Origin of the sequence: Ichthyenterobacterium magnum (assembly GCF_003610635.1) — a bacterium.
Classification (GTDB): domain Bacteria; phylum Bacteroidota; class Bacteroidia; order Flavobacteriales; family Flavobacteriaceae; genus Ichthyenterobacterium; species Ichthyenterobacterium magnum.
Genome location: NZ_RAQJ01000001.1, coordinates 259951 through 274355, shown reverse-complemented (window position 1 = coordinate 274355; position 14405 = coordinate 259951). Strand labels below are relative to the sequence as shown.

The window sequence follows — 14405 nt, the reverse complement described above, 5'->3', positions numbered from 1 at the left end:
AATCAAGTAAAATGTACTATCAAAATAGAATTACATTTTGTCTAATGTTGAGTATTGGCTCAGCTAATATATGTATTATACAAATCTTTTAAGCTTATCTAAAAATTCTAAATTTAATATCTTCAACTTTTGAGAGATGGAGTGTTATGAGATTTTTTTATATAAAAGAATACATCACAAGAATATATAAATAGTGCTAACGGAATTAAAAATTCTTTATATTCTGTGATTTCCCAAATGCGTTCAAAATTTTCTCCATTACTTAAAAATGCTAGCTTACTGACAATAACTACTATAATGGTAAATAGTATAATATTTTTTTCCCTTTTAATACTACTGAAAAAATAAAATGCACCTAAAACAACCAAACTGCCATAGAATGCTATTTGTGTAAAAATAATGTTCCACATATCGAAGTTATAAGCAAAAGCAATTGCCCCAACAACACCAATAAAAGGACGTGCTACAAATATTTTAAGATAGTTATTGTTTGATATAAACGGAAACAAAGCTCGCATAAATGGTAATACAATCAAAAACACAAATGTTCCGAAGTAATACAGGTTTTCAACATAACTTGTAGCAAAATTGTGTAAATTCATTTCATTTTGAATATTACTTCCAAATATTTTAGGTGTTTTAATTTCAAATACTCGTTGAAACCATGAAACTTCTTCCATTGCAATTAAAAAAAAGACTAAAGATAAAAGTGCTAATGATACTTTGTTTACTATAGAATTATTTAAAGTACGGTTAATTTTTATAAAAGAAAAAGCAGTGATAAAACAACAGCCAAACAGTAACATAGCCGATCCCCATTCTATTATATTGTCCTCCTTAGAGAGTGTATTAAAAATTGTTGGTTGAAAAATAAATAGAAACAATAAAACAATTGAGATAAACAACATAAATAAGATGCTTCTTATTTCAATAGATTGACCATTGTTTTTACTTAGGACTAATTTTGGTTTTTGACTACCAATTAAACTCAAAAATAGGGCAACAGTAGAAAAGAAGATAATTATGCTTCGAATATTAAACCGAATACTCCAATTTGGGAATCCCTCTTCGAAAATATGCCTAGACCAATAAGAACTGTCTAAAACAATTATGGATGCCAAGCATATAGAGCCTATTAAAAATATTGTTTTTTGTGTAGTACTACCTAAACTTATGTTTTTTAAATTCATCTTGCCTCTTTTTAATTTAAATGTAAAAACGAGTTACTTTTTTAACCTTACAATAATACAAAGACAAAATCTGTCTTAATAAAACTTATCGGTTGTTAAACGAATTTCGACTATTTTTTTAACAAAGTCAAACAAAACAAAACTCATGCTATAAAATAGCTGTACTTTTACGCCTAATTAAAAGAGGTGATATGTAATTTATAGATTGTCATCTCAAATGCCTGATATAGGCTTTTATAAACAATGTATATGACATTTAAATCTTTAGGCTTATCTGAAGCCTTGCTAAAAGCCATTAGCAAAAAAGGATACACAACACCAAGTCCAATTCAAGAAAAAGCAATTCCTCCAGTTTTAGAAGGTAAAGATGTATTAGCTTCTGCTCAAACAGGAACAGGAAAGACAGCAGGTTTTACCTTGCCATTGTTGCATCTTTTATCAGAAAACCCAAAGCAAAAGTATAGACCAATTAGAGCCTTAATTTTAACGCCTACACGAGAATTGGCTGCTCAAGTTTATGCCAATGTTAAGGAATATAGCGAGTTTTTAAATTTAAGAAGTGCTGTTATTTTTGGAGGTGTAAATCAAAAGCCGCAAGTGGCAACCATTAGACAAGGTATTGATATTTTGGTAGCGACTCCTGGTCGTTTAATTGATTTAGAAAACCAGGGTTTACTATCAATAAAACGTGTTGAAATCTTTGTTTTAGATGAAGCAGATAGAATGTTGGATATGGGTTTTTTACGAGATATAGAGCGTATTATGAAACTTATGCCTACTAAACGACAAAATCTTATGTTTTCGGCTACGTTTTCTAAAGACATAAAAAAATTAGCACATGGGATTTTACATCATCCTGTACAAGTAGAAGCTACTCCAGAAAACACGACTGTAGATGCTATTAGCCAGAAAGTATATCGCGTTGCCAAAGGCAAAAAGACAGGTTTAATTATTAAATTAATTTCTGAAGGCAATTGGAAACAAGTATTAGTATTTACAAGAACTAAGCATGGTGCCAATAAGTTGTGTAAAAAAATGATAAGTGCTGGTATTACTGCAGCGGCTATTCACGGAAATAAAAGCCAAGGCGCAAGAACAAAAGCCTTAGCAGGTTTTAAAAGCGGAAGTGTTCGTGTTTTAGTTGCTACAGATATTGCAGCTCGTGGTTTAGATATTCCATTATTACCACATGTTGTGAATTTTGAATTACCAAATATTTCTGAAGATTATGTGCACAGAATTGGTAGAACAGGTAGAGCAGGAGCAAGTGGTGAAGCTTTATCTTTAGTGAGCGCAGATGAAACTTCATATTTAAGAGGTATCGAGAAACTAACCGATCAAAAGATTCCAGTTGAGATTATTGAAGGCTTTGAACCTGATCCAAATGCATCTACAGAACCTATAAAACAAGGTCAAGGTAGACAACAAAGACGTAATCCAAGACATTCATCAAAGTCTGGTAATTCAAACAAAAACAATAATTCTAGACGACCTAAGCGTAATAATGATAGACGTTCTAATAACAGACGTAATTAAAAACAATGCAGAAAGTTTTAAGAGATAAGATTATAGAAGTTTGCAACAAAAAAATAGCAGCAAAAGGAACTAATGTTGGTATTTCATTTTATGCTTTTTTTAAAAATAAAAATGATAATCCAGAGTTATTAATGGAAGCTGCAACATGGTGGATTAAGACACATGAATTAGATCATTTTGAAAAAGCGGTTAAAATAAAAGCACTAGTACAATAATGGAACCTCAACCAAACAATCCTTTACATGGTATTAAACTTGAGCAAATCATTACTGATTTAGAAACGCATTATGGTTGGGAATACATGGGGACAATAATAAATATTAGATGTTTTAATGATAACCCATCAATAAAGTCTAGTCTTAAGTTTTTAAGACGTACACCTTGGGCTAGAACCAAAGTTGAAAACATGTATTTGAATATGTTAAAAAAAAATCAAATATGAAACATAGTTATTAATCTTTCGTTGCTTTTCTAATTCGTCTTTTTATGCGCCATTTCATAAATGATCCAAAAAACAAAAAGAATAGTCCCAAACAAATGGAAATTATAACCTTAAAAATATTAGCTGTTACGAACTCAAATATTTGATCTGTCATAGTTTTTTATATTACGCCAGTAGGCATGGTTAGTAATAAAAATGAATTTCAATTCTTGTAGTCAACAGAATAACTAAGATATGGTTTTTTAACAAAAAAACCTACTGCTTTATATTTTAACTTGCCGTAATCCTTCATAAACTATAATACCTACAGAATTTGCAAGATTTAAACTTCTAATATGTTCGCTATATAAAGGTATTTTGTAAAGATGTTCTTTATGTTTTTCTAGTAGTGGTTTTGGTAGTCCAACCGATTCTTTTCCGAAGATTAAAAAGAGATTATCTTCAAAAGGAATATCCCAATGTGATTGTTTCCCATGACTAGAAAAGAGTGCAAATTTTTCATTTTTGTTTATGCGGAAAAAATCGTCAATACTATCATAATATGTAATATTTAAGTGTTGCCAATAATCTAATCCGGCACGTTTTAATCGCGAATCACTAATTTCAAATCCAAAGGGTTTTACTAAATGTAAGTTAGAACCTGAAGCTAAAGCCAGACGACCAATGTTTCCTGTATTGTTGGGTATTTCGGGTTCTATAAGGACAATGTTAAGGCTCATATTATTCTATTTGCATTCGCATTTCAATCATATGTTTTTTAAAACCAGATTTTTCATAGGCTTTAATAGCTGAAGTATTATCATTATAAACTTCTAATCTAACTTCTAAAAGATTTTGTTGCTTAGCCCAAGCTTTTAAAGTTTCAGTAATAGCTTTAATGATTCCTTGTCCTCGATATTCAGGTTTTACATACATAAACCCTAAATAGACATAATCTGTATGTTTATGATAAGGTTTTCCTTTTATTATTTTGGCATGGCCAGAACTAATGACTTCATTATTAATTTCGGCTACAACAACTTGCACATTGTCATTTAAAACCAATTCTTTAAGGTCATAATAATTTATAGGGTCAGGTTTTAATGTGCTATCAAAAGGACGTTCTGTAGATATAATGCCTTGTTCAAATTTATATAAAGTAGGTAGGTCTTTTAAAGTAGCTACTCTGTATATTATATTTTTCATAAACTAAAAATACAAACTTAATTTATAATGGTTTGAGTAAATTCATCTATTGTTTTAATGCCATTATTTGTAATATATTTTATAAATGCAGAACCTATAATGGCACCTTTTGCATATTTGGTGGCTTGCATAAATGTTTCATTATTTGAGATGCCAAAACCAACAATTTGTGGGTTGTTGAGGTTCATATCTGCAATACGTTTAAAGTAGTTGGTTTGTTCTTCTCCAAAACCTGATTGCGCTCCAGTTGTACTTGCGCTACTTACTATATAAATAAAGCCGTTTGAAATAGAATCGATATACCTAATACGTTCATCACTAGTTTGTGGTGTGATTAAAAATACATTAATTAAACCATATTTTTTAAAAGTAGATTTGTACTCATCATGATAGACATCTACTGGAAGGTCTGGAATGATTAATCCATCAATACCAGTTTCTTGGCATTTTTTACAGAATGCCTCCACGCCATATTGTAACATTGGATTAAAATATCCCATAATTATTAGTGGAATATTAACTGATTTCCTGATGTCTTTTAATTGGTTAAAAAGAATTTTAGTAGTCATTCCGTTTTTTAGTGCTTGTGTTGAACTCGCTTGAATGGTTGGTCCATCAGCCAATGGATCGCTAAAAGGTAAGCCAATTTCAATTATATCTACACCAGATGTTTCAAGGTTTTGAATGATAGAAGCTGTATCGTTTAAATTAGGATAACCTGCAGTGAAATATATTGATAGGAGCTTTTTGTCTTCTTTTAGTTTTTGATTTATTCTATTTGTCATTTTCCTGTCATTCCTGCGAAGGCAGGAATCTGTTTAATTAAACTTTATTTTTTTATATGTTCATTTTGTCTTGATACATTACTGAGTTTAAAATATATTTTAAACGAAAGTACAAGCGTAGCTGAACCAAAAATTCAAAACGATTTTAGGAAATTGCTAAAGCACTATTTGCTTTCAAAGCTACATGCTTGAAGCTTCGCTTCGCCGTTTCGCTTTTTTACTCATTATTTCTGAAAATCGTTGATTCCGACTTTGTCGAAACTATGGACTTTACATTATCTTTATTAGTTTCTCTATTCTCTATTCTCTATTCTCTATTCTCTATTCTCTATTCTCTATTCTCTATTCTTTATTCTCTATTCTCTATTCTCTATTCTTTATTCTCTATTCTCTATAGCGTTAAGGATTGAAAGATTTGTTTGAGCTCATCTTTGATAGCGAGTCTTGAAAGCCTGACCCTTGCGGTAACGCCATAATTCTATAACTTAAAATAATCAATATAATTTTGTAAATCTTTATCGCCACGACCTGATAGACTAATAACCACAACATCGTTTGGTTGAAATGTTTTATGTTCAAAAATGGCTAAAGCATGAGAGCTTTCAATAGCTGGAATAATACCTTCAAGTTTGCATAACTCCAAACCAGCTTTCATAGCTTCGTCATCTGTTGCTGAATAAAATTCACCACGACCAGTTTTATACAGGTGTGAATGTAAAGGACCAACACCTGGATAATCTAAGCCAGCTGAAATAGAATACGGTTCTGTAATTTGTCCATCATTAGTTTGCATTAAAAGCGTTTTACAACCATGTATAATGCCTTCTTTACCAAGAGCAGAAGTGGCTGCGCTTTCACCAGAATGAATGCCTTTTCCTGCTGCTTCTACTGCAATAATGCCTACATCTTCATTGTCTAAAAAGTGATAATAAGTTCCAGCTGCGTTACTGCCACCACCAATACATGCCACTACATAATCAGGATGTTCTCTACATTCTTTTTCTTTAAGTTGCCATTTTATTTCTTCTGAAATAATGGATTGAAAACGTGTCACCATATCTGGATAAGGATGTGGTCCAATAGCCGAACCAATAATATAATGTGTGTCTACAGGATTATTTATCCAATCACGTATGGCTTCGTTTGTGGCATCTTTAAGGGTTCGACTTCCAGATAAAGCTGGTCTTACTTCTGCACCTAGCATTTTCATACGAGCCACATTTGGTGCTTGCCTTGCAATATCAATTTCGCCCATATATACAATGCATTCTAAGCCCATTAAAGCACAAACCGTAGCAGTAGCAACACCATGCTGTCCAGCACCTGTTTCGGCGATAATTCTAGTTTTTCCTAAACGTTTTGCCATTAAGATTTGCCCAATAGTATTATTGATTTTATGTGCTCCTGTATGGTTTAAATCTTCACGTTTTAGATATATTTTTGTATTGTATTTGTCTGATAATTGTTTTGCAAAATAGAGTGGAGAAGGACGGCCTACATAATCTTTTAAGAGTTGATTAAATTCTTTTTGAAACTCAGGTTCTGCCATTACTTTTAAGTAATTTTGGCGTAAATCTTCTACATTTGGATAGAGCATTTCAGGGATGAAAGCGCCACCAAATTCTCCGTAATAGCCTTTTTTGTTGATGTTGTAACTCATGATTATGTTATTCTGAACTTGATTCAGGATTTTTTTTAGTTTTAGTTCAATTTATAATGGATTCCGCATCAAGTACGGAATGACAAATTCTGTTTAAATTCTTCTAATTTTTCAATATGTTTTAATCCTGGCTCGATTTCAAATTTACTATTTACATCAATAGCAAAACAATATTTTGAAGCTTCACTGTTTATAAACTCTTTTAACTTTTCTTTTTGCTTTAAACCAATGCCACCACTTAAAAAGAACGGTTTTGTTGATGGATAATTATTTAATACACTCCAATCAAAAGTATAGCCATTGCCTCCTGGTAGTTTACCTTTGGTATCAAATAAGAAATAATCACAAATGTTTTCATAAGGTTCTAAACTATTAAAATCGAATGTGTCCTTTATAGAAAAAACCTTTATAATTATGCAATTTAAATCTTTTAATTGTTTACATAGTTCTGGTGATTCGTTACCATGCAATTGTACGCCTTGCAAATTATGTTTATTGACAATACCTTTTATATAATCGAAAGTAGCATTCACAAAAACACCAATTTTTTTAATATTATGAGGTAATTCTGGTATGGTATCATTAAAATAACGTGACGATTTTTTATAGAAAATAAAACCCATAAAATCCGGATTTAATTTAGCAACATCTAAAATGTTGTTTGAATTTTTCATGCCACAGATTTTTAGTTTCATAGTTCTAATGTTTTTATGAATTGTTTGGCACTAATCCCTGGATTATCTGTTTTCATAAAATTTTCACCAATTAAAAACCCTTTATAACCATAAGGTTGTAATTCTTTTATGGCTTCAATAGAGCTAATACCACTTTCAGATACTTTTATAAAATCGTTAGGGATAAGTTCACTAAGAGTCTTACTTGTGTCTAAACTCACCTCAAAGGTTTTTAAATTTCTATTATTTACACCAAGCATATCTATACTTGTCATTATTGATTTATGAAGTTCAGCTTCGTTATGCACTTCTAAGAGTACATCGAGGTGTAAACTTTTTGCTAATTGTGAAAATTGCTTGATTTCATCTCGTGATAGTATGGCTGCAATTAGTAATATAACATCTGCACCATAAGCTTTGGCTTCTATAATTTGATAATCATCAATAATGAATTCTTTTCTTAGCAAAGGTAAATTACAGCTTGCTCTTGCTAATAGTAAATCATCTAAAGAACCTCCAAAATATTTGCCATCAGTTAATACAGACATACCACAAACGCCTGCGTTTTCATAGCCTTTAGCAATGTCTTGAACGTTTAAATTGTGATTGATTACAGATTTTGAAGGCGAGCGGCGTTTATGTTCTGCAATAATTCCTGTATTGCTTGCCCTTAGTTTATTTGAAAGCGAAACTGTTTCTCTATTAAATAATACAGATTGCTCTAACTGAGAAACAGGAATAAGCTTTTTACGTAGCTTAACTTCTACGATTTTATCTCGTACTATTTTTTCTAAAATATCCATATGTGTTTCTTCTTATTCATTTTGTCTTTAAACAAAACGAATCAAAAATTCAAAGCGATTTGTTAGGAAATTGCTAAAGCATCATTCGCTTTCAAAGCTACATGCTTAAAGCTTTGCTTAGCAGTTTCGCTTTTTCACTCATTATTTCTGAAAATCGCTGATTTCGACTATATCGAAATTTGAGACTCGAATTTCTATTATTTGTTTTTATATTATAACTTTCTCTATTCTCTATTCTCTATTCTCTATTCTCTATTCTCTATTCTCTATTCTCTATTCTCTATTCTCTATTCTCTATTCTCTATTCTCTATTCTCTATTCTCTATTCTCTATTCTCTATTCTCTATTTACTTAATTCAATTAATTTATCTAAACTCAATTTTGCTTTCCCACTTAACAAGGATTCTTTAGCTAGTTCGAAGCCATTTTGATGAGGCATTTGTTTTGATGTTGCAATAGCTAATCCGGCATTAGCACATACCACATTGTTTTGTGCTTCTGTGCCTTTACCATCTATAACGTTTAAAAATATTTTAGCTGAAGATTCTACTGTATCACCACCAAAAATATCACTTTGGTTTATTTGAGCTATTCCTAAATCTTTAGGAGATAGCATAGTTTCTGAACTGTTTGATATAATTTTTGTTGCTCCAGTAAGTGAAATTTCATCATAGCCGTCTAATGCATGAACAATACTGTAGTTTTTATCTGTTTGTTGGTAGAGGTAACTATAAAGTCTTTGTAATTCCAAATTAAAAACACCTACCATTTGATTCTTTGGAAAGGAAGGATTTACCATTGGGCCCAACATATTAAAAAAGGTTTTTACACCTAGTTCACGACGAATCGGCGCTACATTTTTCATAGCTGGATGAAATAACGGTGCGTGTAATACACAGATTCCAGTTTGGTCAATTGATTTTTTTAAAAAATCTTTATCATTTGAAAATTTGATGCCTAAATATTCCATAACATTTGATGAACCACAAGCAGAAGATACACCATAGTTACCGTGTTTTGCTACATTAACTCCAGCCCCAGCTGTTACAAATGATGCTAATGTGGAAATATTGAACGTGTCTTTTCCATCACCACCTGTTCCGCATAAATCTATGGCATTAAAATCTTTTAAATCGATTGCAATACACAAATCTAAAAGTGCATCTCGAAACCCTTGTAACTCTTCAAGCGTGATACTTCGCATCATATAAACAGTTAGAAATGAAGCAATTTGACTTTGATTATAGTCGCCTTTTGAGATGTTTACCAAAACCTGCTTAGCTTCCTCACTAGAGATGCTTTCATGATTTATAAGTCTGTTTAGTAATTTTTTCATTTTATGCTTCTAACCAATTTTTTAATATTTGTTTCCCATTTGGTGTCAATACAGATTCTGGATGGTACTGCACACCTTTAACATCATATACTTTATGACGAAGCGACATAATCTGTCCATTTTTATCAAATGATGTTGCTTCTAATTCATCTGGAAGATCTGTATCTACAACCCAAGAATGATAGCGACCAACATCGAATGATTTTCCTAAACCATTAAACAATGATTCGTCATTAACACAAGTGGTAACTTCTGTTGCTACGCCATGAAAAACTGTATCAAGATTTATAATAGTGCCTCCAAAAACTTCACCAATAGCTTGTTGTCCAAGACAAACACCTAATATGCTTTTGGTTGATGCGTATTCTTTAATTATAGGTTTTAATAGACCTGCTTCATCAGGAATTCCTGGTCCTGGAGATAGTACAATCTTATCGTAAGGCTTAACATCTTCTAATGTTAATCTATCGTTTCTAATAACAGTTACTTTACAATCTAAATCTTCTAAATAATGGACTAGATTGTAGGTAAAACTATCGTAGTTGTCTATAACTAATACTTTCATAATATTTATTTTTTTGCCACGAATACACGAATCTTTTTATTGGCTCTTTTTTTACTGCTAACTGGTTTACGTTAGGGATTGAAGCGACATCCTTTTGTTTTTTTAAAGATATAGCTGAAAGCCAAACCCTTGTGTCATAATTTTAAATGTCTTTTGCTAATTCTATAGCTTTGGTTAATGCTCCTAACTTATTATATACTTCTTGCAATTCGTTTTCTGCACTTGATTTTGAAACAATTCCTGCTCCAGCTTGCCAATGTAATTTATGGTTTTTACTTAAAAATGTTCTAATCATAATGGCATGGTTAAAGTTGCCTTCAAAATCCATAAAACCAATGGCACCTCCATAAAATGCTCTGCTCGTTTTTTCGTATTTTTCTATGAGTTGCATCGCCTTATGCTTTGGCGCTCCACTTAAAGTTCCTGCAGGAAACGTATCTGCTACAACTTGCATTGTAGATACATTATCATGTTTTTTTCCTGTGACCTTACTTACTAAATGGATGACATGTGAGAAAAATTGAACCTCTCTATACGTTTCTACTTTAACTTGACTTCCGTTTCTGCTTAAATCGTTTCTTGCCAAATCTACAAGCATCACATGTTCTGCATTTTCTTTATCGTCATTAGCTAATTGCTTGGCTAATTCGGCATCTTTTTCGTCATTACCTGTTCGTTTAAAGGTTCCAGCAATTGGATGAATTTCTGCTTGACCTTTTGAAACAACTAATTGCGCTTCTGGAGAGCTACCAAATATTTTGAAATCTCCGTAATCAAAATAGAAAAGGTAAGGCGAAGGATTTACATTACGTAAAGCTCTGTACACATTAAACTCATCGCCTTTAAAAGCTTGTGAGAATTTCTTTGAAAGTACGAGTTGAAAAACGTCACCACGAGCACAATGTTTTTTGGCTAATTCAACATGCGCTTTATAATCATCGTCAGAAAGATTTGAAAATATATTTCCATCTTTAGAGAAATTATAAGATGCGTAATTTTTTGTTTTTATAAGCTGTAATATTTGATCAATATTATTATCTGTATTAAAGCAATGGGCAAATATGTAAGCCTCATTATTAAAATGATTAATGGCAATAATGTTTTGATAAACGGCGTAAAAAATGTCTGGAATCTCTAAAGAGTTGGGTTTTTTCGAAATTTCGATATCTTCAAAATACTTAACGGCATCATAAGCAGTATAGCCAAAAATTCCGTTATTTATAAACTTGAATTGCTTTTCGGCATCTACTTTAAAGCGTTGCGTGAATTTGTGAATTTCATTTGTAACGCAAATATTTTTTGCGTTATTTTTTTTAAAACTTCCATCTGGAAAAGATTGAGAAACAGAGTCATTTTCAACCTTTATTGATGCAATCGGATTAAAACAGATATAAGAGAAACTGTTGTCGTTGGCATGATAATCACTACTTTCTAATAGAATGCTATTAGGATATTTGTCTCTTATTTTAAGATAAATACTAACAGGTGTAATTGTGTCTGCAAGTATTTTTTTATAATGTGTGTATAAACTAAATGTTTTCATTTTTTGTATTAAAAAAGGCTTGTCGTGAATGACAAGCCTTTTTGATATTTTAAATTTAATATACGAGGTGTTTCACGAATTGACGTTTCGAGAGTTCCACCACCAAGTTGTATTAAAGTTTGTTTTCATATGCTTTTGTTGGTTCAAATATAGAAAGGTATTTTATAAATTCAAATATTTTAATAGAAAAATAAAACTTCCGCTTATTAGAACGGAAGTTTTTACAAATTGGTCAATAATTAGAGTTATTGATTGCTATTAATTATTATAATTTGGGGTTACCAATTTATTGTTTCACTTTTATTACAAGAAGTATTTAAGGTCTTAACTTATTTATAAATTATGTTTTATAAACCATTGTACATGTAAATATACAGATTATTAATTATGTATGTATTACGGCTAGTTTTGTTAAAGTTTTTAAATTTCTGTTAAAGCTAAAGTCAATTTTTTGAGATTCATTACTTTTAGAGAATGAAACAACTTAGTTATTTAATATTTATAGGCTTATTAATGGTTTCTTGTAATAATAAAAGCAATAAAACAAATGATGAACTTGTTTTTAATAATGCTGAAGAAAAGGAGCTTGAGATTTTTGACTTTGAAAAGTTTGAACCACTATTGCATAAGAATGATGAAACTGTTTACGTAATTAATTTTTGGGCAACTTGGTGTGCACCTTGTGTTAAAGAACTTCCTCATTTTGAGACATTAGCTAAAAATTATAAAGCTAAAAATGTTGAGCTTATTTTAGTGAGTCTTGATTTTCCAAAGAAATACGAGACTAAGTTGAAGCCTTTTATAGCTAAAAATAAAATACAGTCTAGAGTTATAGCAATTAATGATGTAGATTTTAATGCGTGGCTTCCTAAGGTAAATAAAGATTGGACAGGTGCAATTCCAGCAACACTAATATACACTAAAGATAAACGAGAATTTTACGAGAGATCTTTCAATTATAAAGAATTAGAAACCGAATTAAAACAATTCCTTAATTAAAAAATGAACTTATGAAAACAATTAAAAAAACTGCTTTTGTATTGATAGCTATTTTTATGCTTTCTGCATTTGCAAACAAAACTTTTGTTGGTCCTAATCACGGTTACCATATTGGAGACATTGCCACAGATTTTAGTCTAGAAAATATAGATGGTAAAAAAGTGTCATTATCAGATTATAAAAAAGCTAAAGGCTTTATCGTTGTATTTACATGTAATACTTGCCCTTACGCTGTTGCGTATGAAGATAGAGTAGAAGCATTAAATAAAAAATATGCAGATAAAGGATATCCAGTTATTGCAATTATGCCAAATAATACAGATGTAAAACCAGGAGATAATATGGAAGCAATGAAAGCTCGCGCCAAAGCAAAAGGCTTTACATTTCCTTACTTAATGGATGAAGGCCAAAAAATATATCCTCAATTTGGAGCTACAAAAACACCACATGTTTATGTGTTAGAGAAAACTAAAAAAGGCAACCAAGTTAAGTATATTGGAGCTATTGATGATAATTACCAAGATGCTGAAGCTGTTAATACTAAGTATGTAGAAAATGCAGTTGATGCATTACTTTTTGGTAAAGAAATTAAAGAAAAAAAGACAAGAGCTATAGGCTGTTCTATTAAGGTTTAACACCCTAATTAGTTTAAAATTTATCAATCCGAAGTGTAACACTTCGGATTTTTTTTCGTCTTTAACATAAAGAAATGTTAAATTTGCATGATTATTGATACATAAAAAACTATGGCAGATTTAACACAAAACGAATGGGCTTCTAAATTAAATTCAGACAAAAATGCTGTTGTTTTAGATGTTCGAACTCAAGATGAGGTAAATGAAGGTATTATTCCTAATGCTATTCATATAGACATATATAAGGGGCAAGGTTTTATCGATGAGGTAAAACAACTTGATACTAGCAAAAATTATTATGTGTATTGTAAAGCTGGAGGAAGAAGTGGTCAGGCTTGTTCTGTGATGAATCAATTAGGATTTAAAAATGCGTATAACCTTTTAGGTGGCTTTAGTAATTGGACTGGCGAAGTTGCTTTAAAATAAAAATCAATCAATCAAAATGAAAAAAATCACAATCACTTTAAGTCTTGTTTTTGCAATGTTTATAACAAGTTGCAATGAGACTCAAGAAACAGAAGTAAAAGTAGTATCTCCAGAAGAGATGCAAACGCTTTTAGAGTTAGAAGATGTACAACTAGTAGATGTAAGAACAGCAGAAGAATACAAAGAAGGCTATATTATGCATTCTCAAAATATTGATTTTAATTCGCCAACCTTTGAAGAAGACATTATTAAGTTAGATAAAACTAAACCTGTTATTTTATATTGTAAATCTGGAGGCCGAAGTGCCAAGTGCTCAAAAAAACTCAAAGAGGCTGGTTTTATAAAAGTATATGATTTAGAAGGTGGCATAACCGAATGGGAGTTTAAAGGCCTCGAAATAAAAACCTTTAATTAACTTATAGAGGCTATATAAAAGGTGATTTTATTGAGATTCTTCATTTACATTCAGAATGACACTTTTTAGATAGCTTTTTTTATGTAAGAATTTTAATTTACTCACGACAACTAGACTTAGAATTTAATTACCAAATTAAATTTTTGCCTTATTATTTAGGAAAACTTTATAGCTTTAATCAAATTGCATGTTTATTTTTGTTAATTAAAGC

Annotated in this window: 17 protein-coding genes; 7 read left to right on the top strand and 10 right to left on the bottom strand. The window is 31.0% G+C overall.

The features are described from left to right. Window positions 1-122: 122 nt before the first annotated feature. Window positions 123-1190 (bottom strand): LTA synthase family protein, encoded by a 1068-nt coding sequence (locus tag BXY80_RS01365; protein ID WP_120199428.1) that lies wholly within the window; start codon window positions 1188-1190, stop codon window positions 123-125. A gap of 249 nt (window positions 1191-1439) precedes the next feature. On the opposite strand from BXY80_RS01365, the gene BXY80_RS01360 reads away from it, so the two are divergent. From BXY80_RS01360 to BXY80_RS01350, 3 genes are read left to right on the top strand one after another with little or no spacing between them, the layout of a single operon-like run. After that, the gene (locus BXY80_RS01360; protein WP_120199427.1) at window positions 1440-2726 is read left to right on the top strand and encodes a DEAD/DEAH box helicase; all 1287 of its coding nucleotides are present in this window, start codon (window positions 1440-1442) and stop codon (window positions 2724-2726) included. A 5-nt stretch (window positions 2727-2731) separates the two neighbouring features. Next, window positions 2732-2941, top strand: coding sequence for a DUF6500 family protein (locus BXY80_RS01355; protein ID WP_120199426.1), 210 nt, complete (start codon window positions 2732-2734; stop codon window positions 2939-2941). Beyond that, window positions 2941-3168 carry a VF530 family protein gene (locus BXY80_RS01350; protein ID WP_120199425.1) on the top strand — a complete coding sequence of 76 codons (228 nt, stop codon included), beginning with the start codon at window positions 2941-2943 and terminating at the stop codon, window positions 3166-3168. Before BXY80_RS01355 ends, BXY80_RS01350 begins: the two co-directional genes overlap by 1 nt. Window positions 3169-3431: 263 nt before the next feature. Here BXY80_RS01350 and BXY80_RS01345 read toward each other — a convergent pair whose 3' ends face one another. From BXY80_RS01345 to BXY80_RS01300, 9 genes are all read right to left on the bottom strand, one after another. Then, complete coding sequence (locus tag BXY80_RS01345; protein ID WP_120199424.1) at window positions 3432-3887, bottom strand: tRNA (cytidine(34)-2'-O)-methyltransferase; 456 nt, start codon at window positions 3885-3887, stop codon at window positions 3432-3434. 1 nt (window position 3888) lies between these two features. Beyond that, window positions 3889-4353, bottom strand: a complete 465-nt coding sequence (locus tag BXY80_RS01340) for a GNAT family N-acetyltransferase (RefSeq protein ID WP_120199423.1) — start codon at window positions 4351-4353, stop codon at window positions 3889-3891. 17 nt (window positions 4354-4370) lie between these two features. Beyond that, entirely contained in the window at window positions 4371-5138 is a 768-nt protein-coding gene (trpA, locus tag BXY80_RS01335; RefSeq protein ID WP_120199422.1) for a tryptophan synthase subunit alpha, read from the bottom strand. A 478-nt stretch (window positions 5139-5616) separates the two neighbouring features. Next, window positions 5617-6798 (bottom strand): tryptophan synthase subunit beta, encoded by a 1182-nt coding sequence (trpB, locus tag BXY80_RS01330; protein ID WP_120199421.1) that lies wholly within the window; start codon window positions 6796-6798, stop codon window positions 5617-5619. A 68-nt stretch (window positions 6799-6866) separates the two neighbouring features. Next, window positions 6867-7493 carry a phosphoribosylanthranilate isomerase gene (locus tag BXY80_RS01325; protein WP_120199420.1) on the bottom strand — a complete coding sequence of 209 codons (627 nt, stop codon included), beginning with the start codon at window positions 7491-7493 and terminating at the stop codon, window positions 6867-6869. After that, window positions 7490-8275 (bottom strand): indole-3-glycerol phosphate synthase TrpC, encoded by a 786-nt coding sequence (gene trpC, locus BXY80_RS01320; protein WP_120199419.1) that lies wholly within the window; start codon window positions 8273-8275, stop codon window positions 7490-7492. The genes BXY80_RS01325 and trpC overlap by 4 nt, the downstream gene beginning before the upstream one ends. A gap of 343 nt (window positions 8276-8618) precedes the next feature. Further along, on the bottom strand, window positions 8619-9611 hold the full coding sequence (gene trpD / locus BXY80_RS01310) for an anthranilate phosphoribosyltransferase (RefSeq protein ID WP_120199417.1): 993 nt from the start codon (window positions 9609-9611) through the stop codon (window positions 8619-8621). 1 nt (window position 9612) lies between these two features. Continuing rightward, window positions 9613-10179: an anthranilate synthase component II gene (locus tag BXY80_RS01305; protein WP_120199416.1), complete on the bottom strand. Its 567-nt coding sequence runs from the start codon at window positions 10177-10179 to the stop codon at window positions 9613-9615. Between the two features lie 139 nt (window positions 10180-10318). After that, a complete protein-coding gene (locus BXY80_RS01300; protein ID WP_120199415.1) occupies window positions 10319-11719 on the bottom strand; it encodes an anthranilate synthase component I family protein in 1401 nt (466 codons plus the stop codon). Between the two features lie 474 nt (window positions 11720-12193). Here BXY80_RS01300 and BXY80_RS01295 point away from each other — a divergent pair, with 474 nt between their 5' ends. From BXY80_RS01295 to BXY80_RS01280, 4 genes are all read left to right on the top strand, one after another. Then, complete coding sequence (locus BXY80_RS01295; protein WP_120199414.1) at window positions 12194-12718, top strand: TlpA disulfide reductase family protein; 525 nt, start codon at window positions 12194-12196, stop codon at window positions 12716-12718. Between the two features lie 11 nt (window positions 12719-12729). Beyond that, entirely contained in the window at window positions 12730-13353 is a 624-nt protein-coding gene (locus BXY80_RS01290; RefSeq protein WP_120199413.1) for a thioredoxin family protein, read from the top strand. A 111-nt stretch (window positions 13354-13464) separates the two neighbouring features. Continuing rightward, complete coding sequence (locus BXY80_RS01285; RefSeq protein ID WP_120199412.1) at window positions 13465-13779, top strand: rhodanese-like domain-containing protein; 315 nt, start codon at window positions 13465-13467, stop codon at window positions 13777-13779. A gap of 16 nt (window positions 13780-13795) precedes the next feature. Next, window positions 13796-14194 carry a rhodanese-like domain-containing protein gene (locus tag BXY80_RS01280; RefSeq protein WP_120199411.1) on the top strand — a complete coding sequence of 133 codons (399 nt, stop codon included), beginning with the start codon at window positions 13796-13798 and terminating at the stop codon, window positions 14192-14194. The last annotated feature ends 211 nt before the right edge of the window (window positions 14195-14405 follow it).

Excerpts from the sequence above, each read along its gene's own strand:
- BXY80_RS01365 (WP_120199428.1), bottom strand. The coding sequence starts at position 1,190 with ATGAATTTAAAAAACATAAGTTTAGGTAGTACTACACAAAAAACAATA.
- BXY80_RS01360 (WP_120199427.1), top strand. The coding sequence starts at position 1,440 with ATGACATTTAAATCTTTAGGCTTATCTGAAGCCTTGCTAAAAGCCATT.
- BXY80_RS01355 (WP_120199426.1), top strand. The coding sequence starts at position 2,732 with ATGCAGAAAGTTTTAAGAGATAAGATTATAGAAGTTTGCAACAAAAAA.
- BXY80_RS01350 (WP_120199425.1), top strand. The coding sequence starts at position 2,941 with ATGGAACCTCAACCAAACAATCCTTTACATGGTATTAAACTTGAGCAA.
- BXY80_RS01345 (WP_120199424.1), bottom strand. The coding sequence starts at position 3,887 with ATGAGCCTTAACATTGTCCTTATAGAACCCGAAATACCCAACAATACA.
- BXY80_RS01340 (WP_120199423.1), bottom strand. The coding sequence starts at position 4,353 with ATGAAAAATATAATATACAGAGTAGCTACTTTAAAAGACCTACCTACT.
- trpA (WP_120199422.1), bottom strand. The coding sequence starts at position 5,138 with ATGACAAATAGAATAAATCAAAAACTAAAAGAAGACAAAAAGCTCCTA.
- trpB (WP_120199421.1), bottom strand. The coding sequence starts at position 6,798 with ATGAGTTACAACATCAACAAAAAAGGCTATTACGGAGAATTTGGTGGC.
- BXY80_RS01325 (WP_120199420.1), bottom strand. The coding sequence starts at position 7,493 with ATGAAACTAAAAATCTGTGGCATGAAAAATTCAAACAACATTTTAGAT.
- trpC (WP_120199419.1), bottom strand. The coding sequence starts at position 8,275 with ATGGATATTTTAGAAAAAATAGTACGAGATAAAATCGTAGAAGTTAAG.
- trpD (WP_120199417.1), bottom strand. The coding sequence starts at position 9,611 with ATGAAAAAATTACTAAACAGACTTATAAATCATGAAAGCATCTCTAGT.
- BXY80_RS01300 (WP_120199415.1), bottom strand. The coding sequence starts at position 11,719 with ATGAAAACATTTAGTTTATACACACATTATAAAAAAATACTTGCAGAC.
- BXY80_RS01295 (WP_120199414.1), top strand. The coding sequence starts at position 12,194 with ATGAAACAACTTAGTTATTTAATATTTATAGGCTTATTAATGGTTTCT.
- BXY80_RS01290 (WP_120199413.1), top strand. The coding sequence starts at position 12,730 with ATGAAAACAATTAAAAAAACTGCTTTTGTATTGATAGCTATTTTTATG.
- BXY80_RS01285 (WP_120199412.1), top strand. The coding sequence starts at position 13,465 with ATGGCAGATTTAACACAAAACGAATGGGCTTCTAAATTAAATTCAGAC.
- BXY80_RS01280 (WP_120199411.1), top strand. The coding sequence starts at position 13,796 with ATGAAAAAAATCACAATCACTTTAAGTCTTGTTTTTGCAATGTTTATA.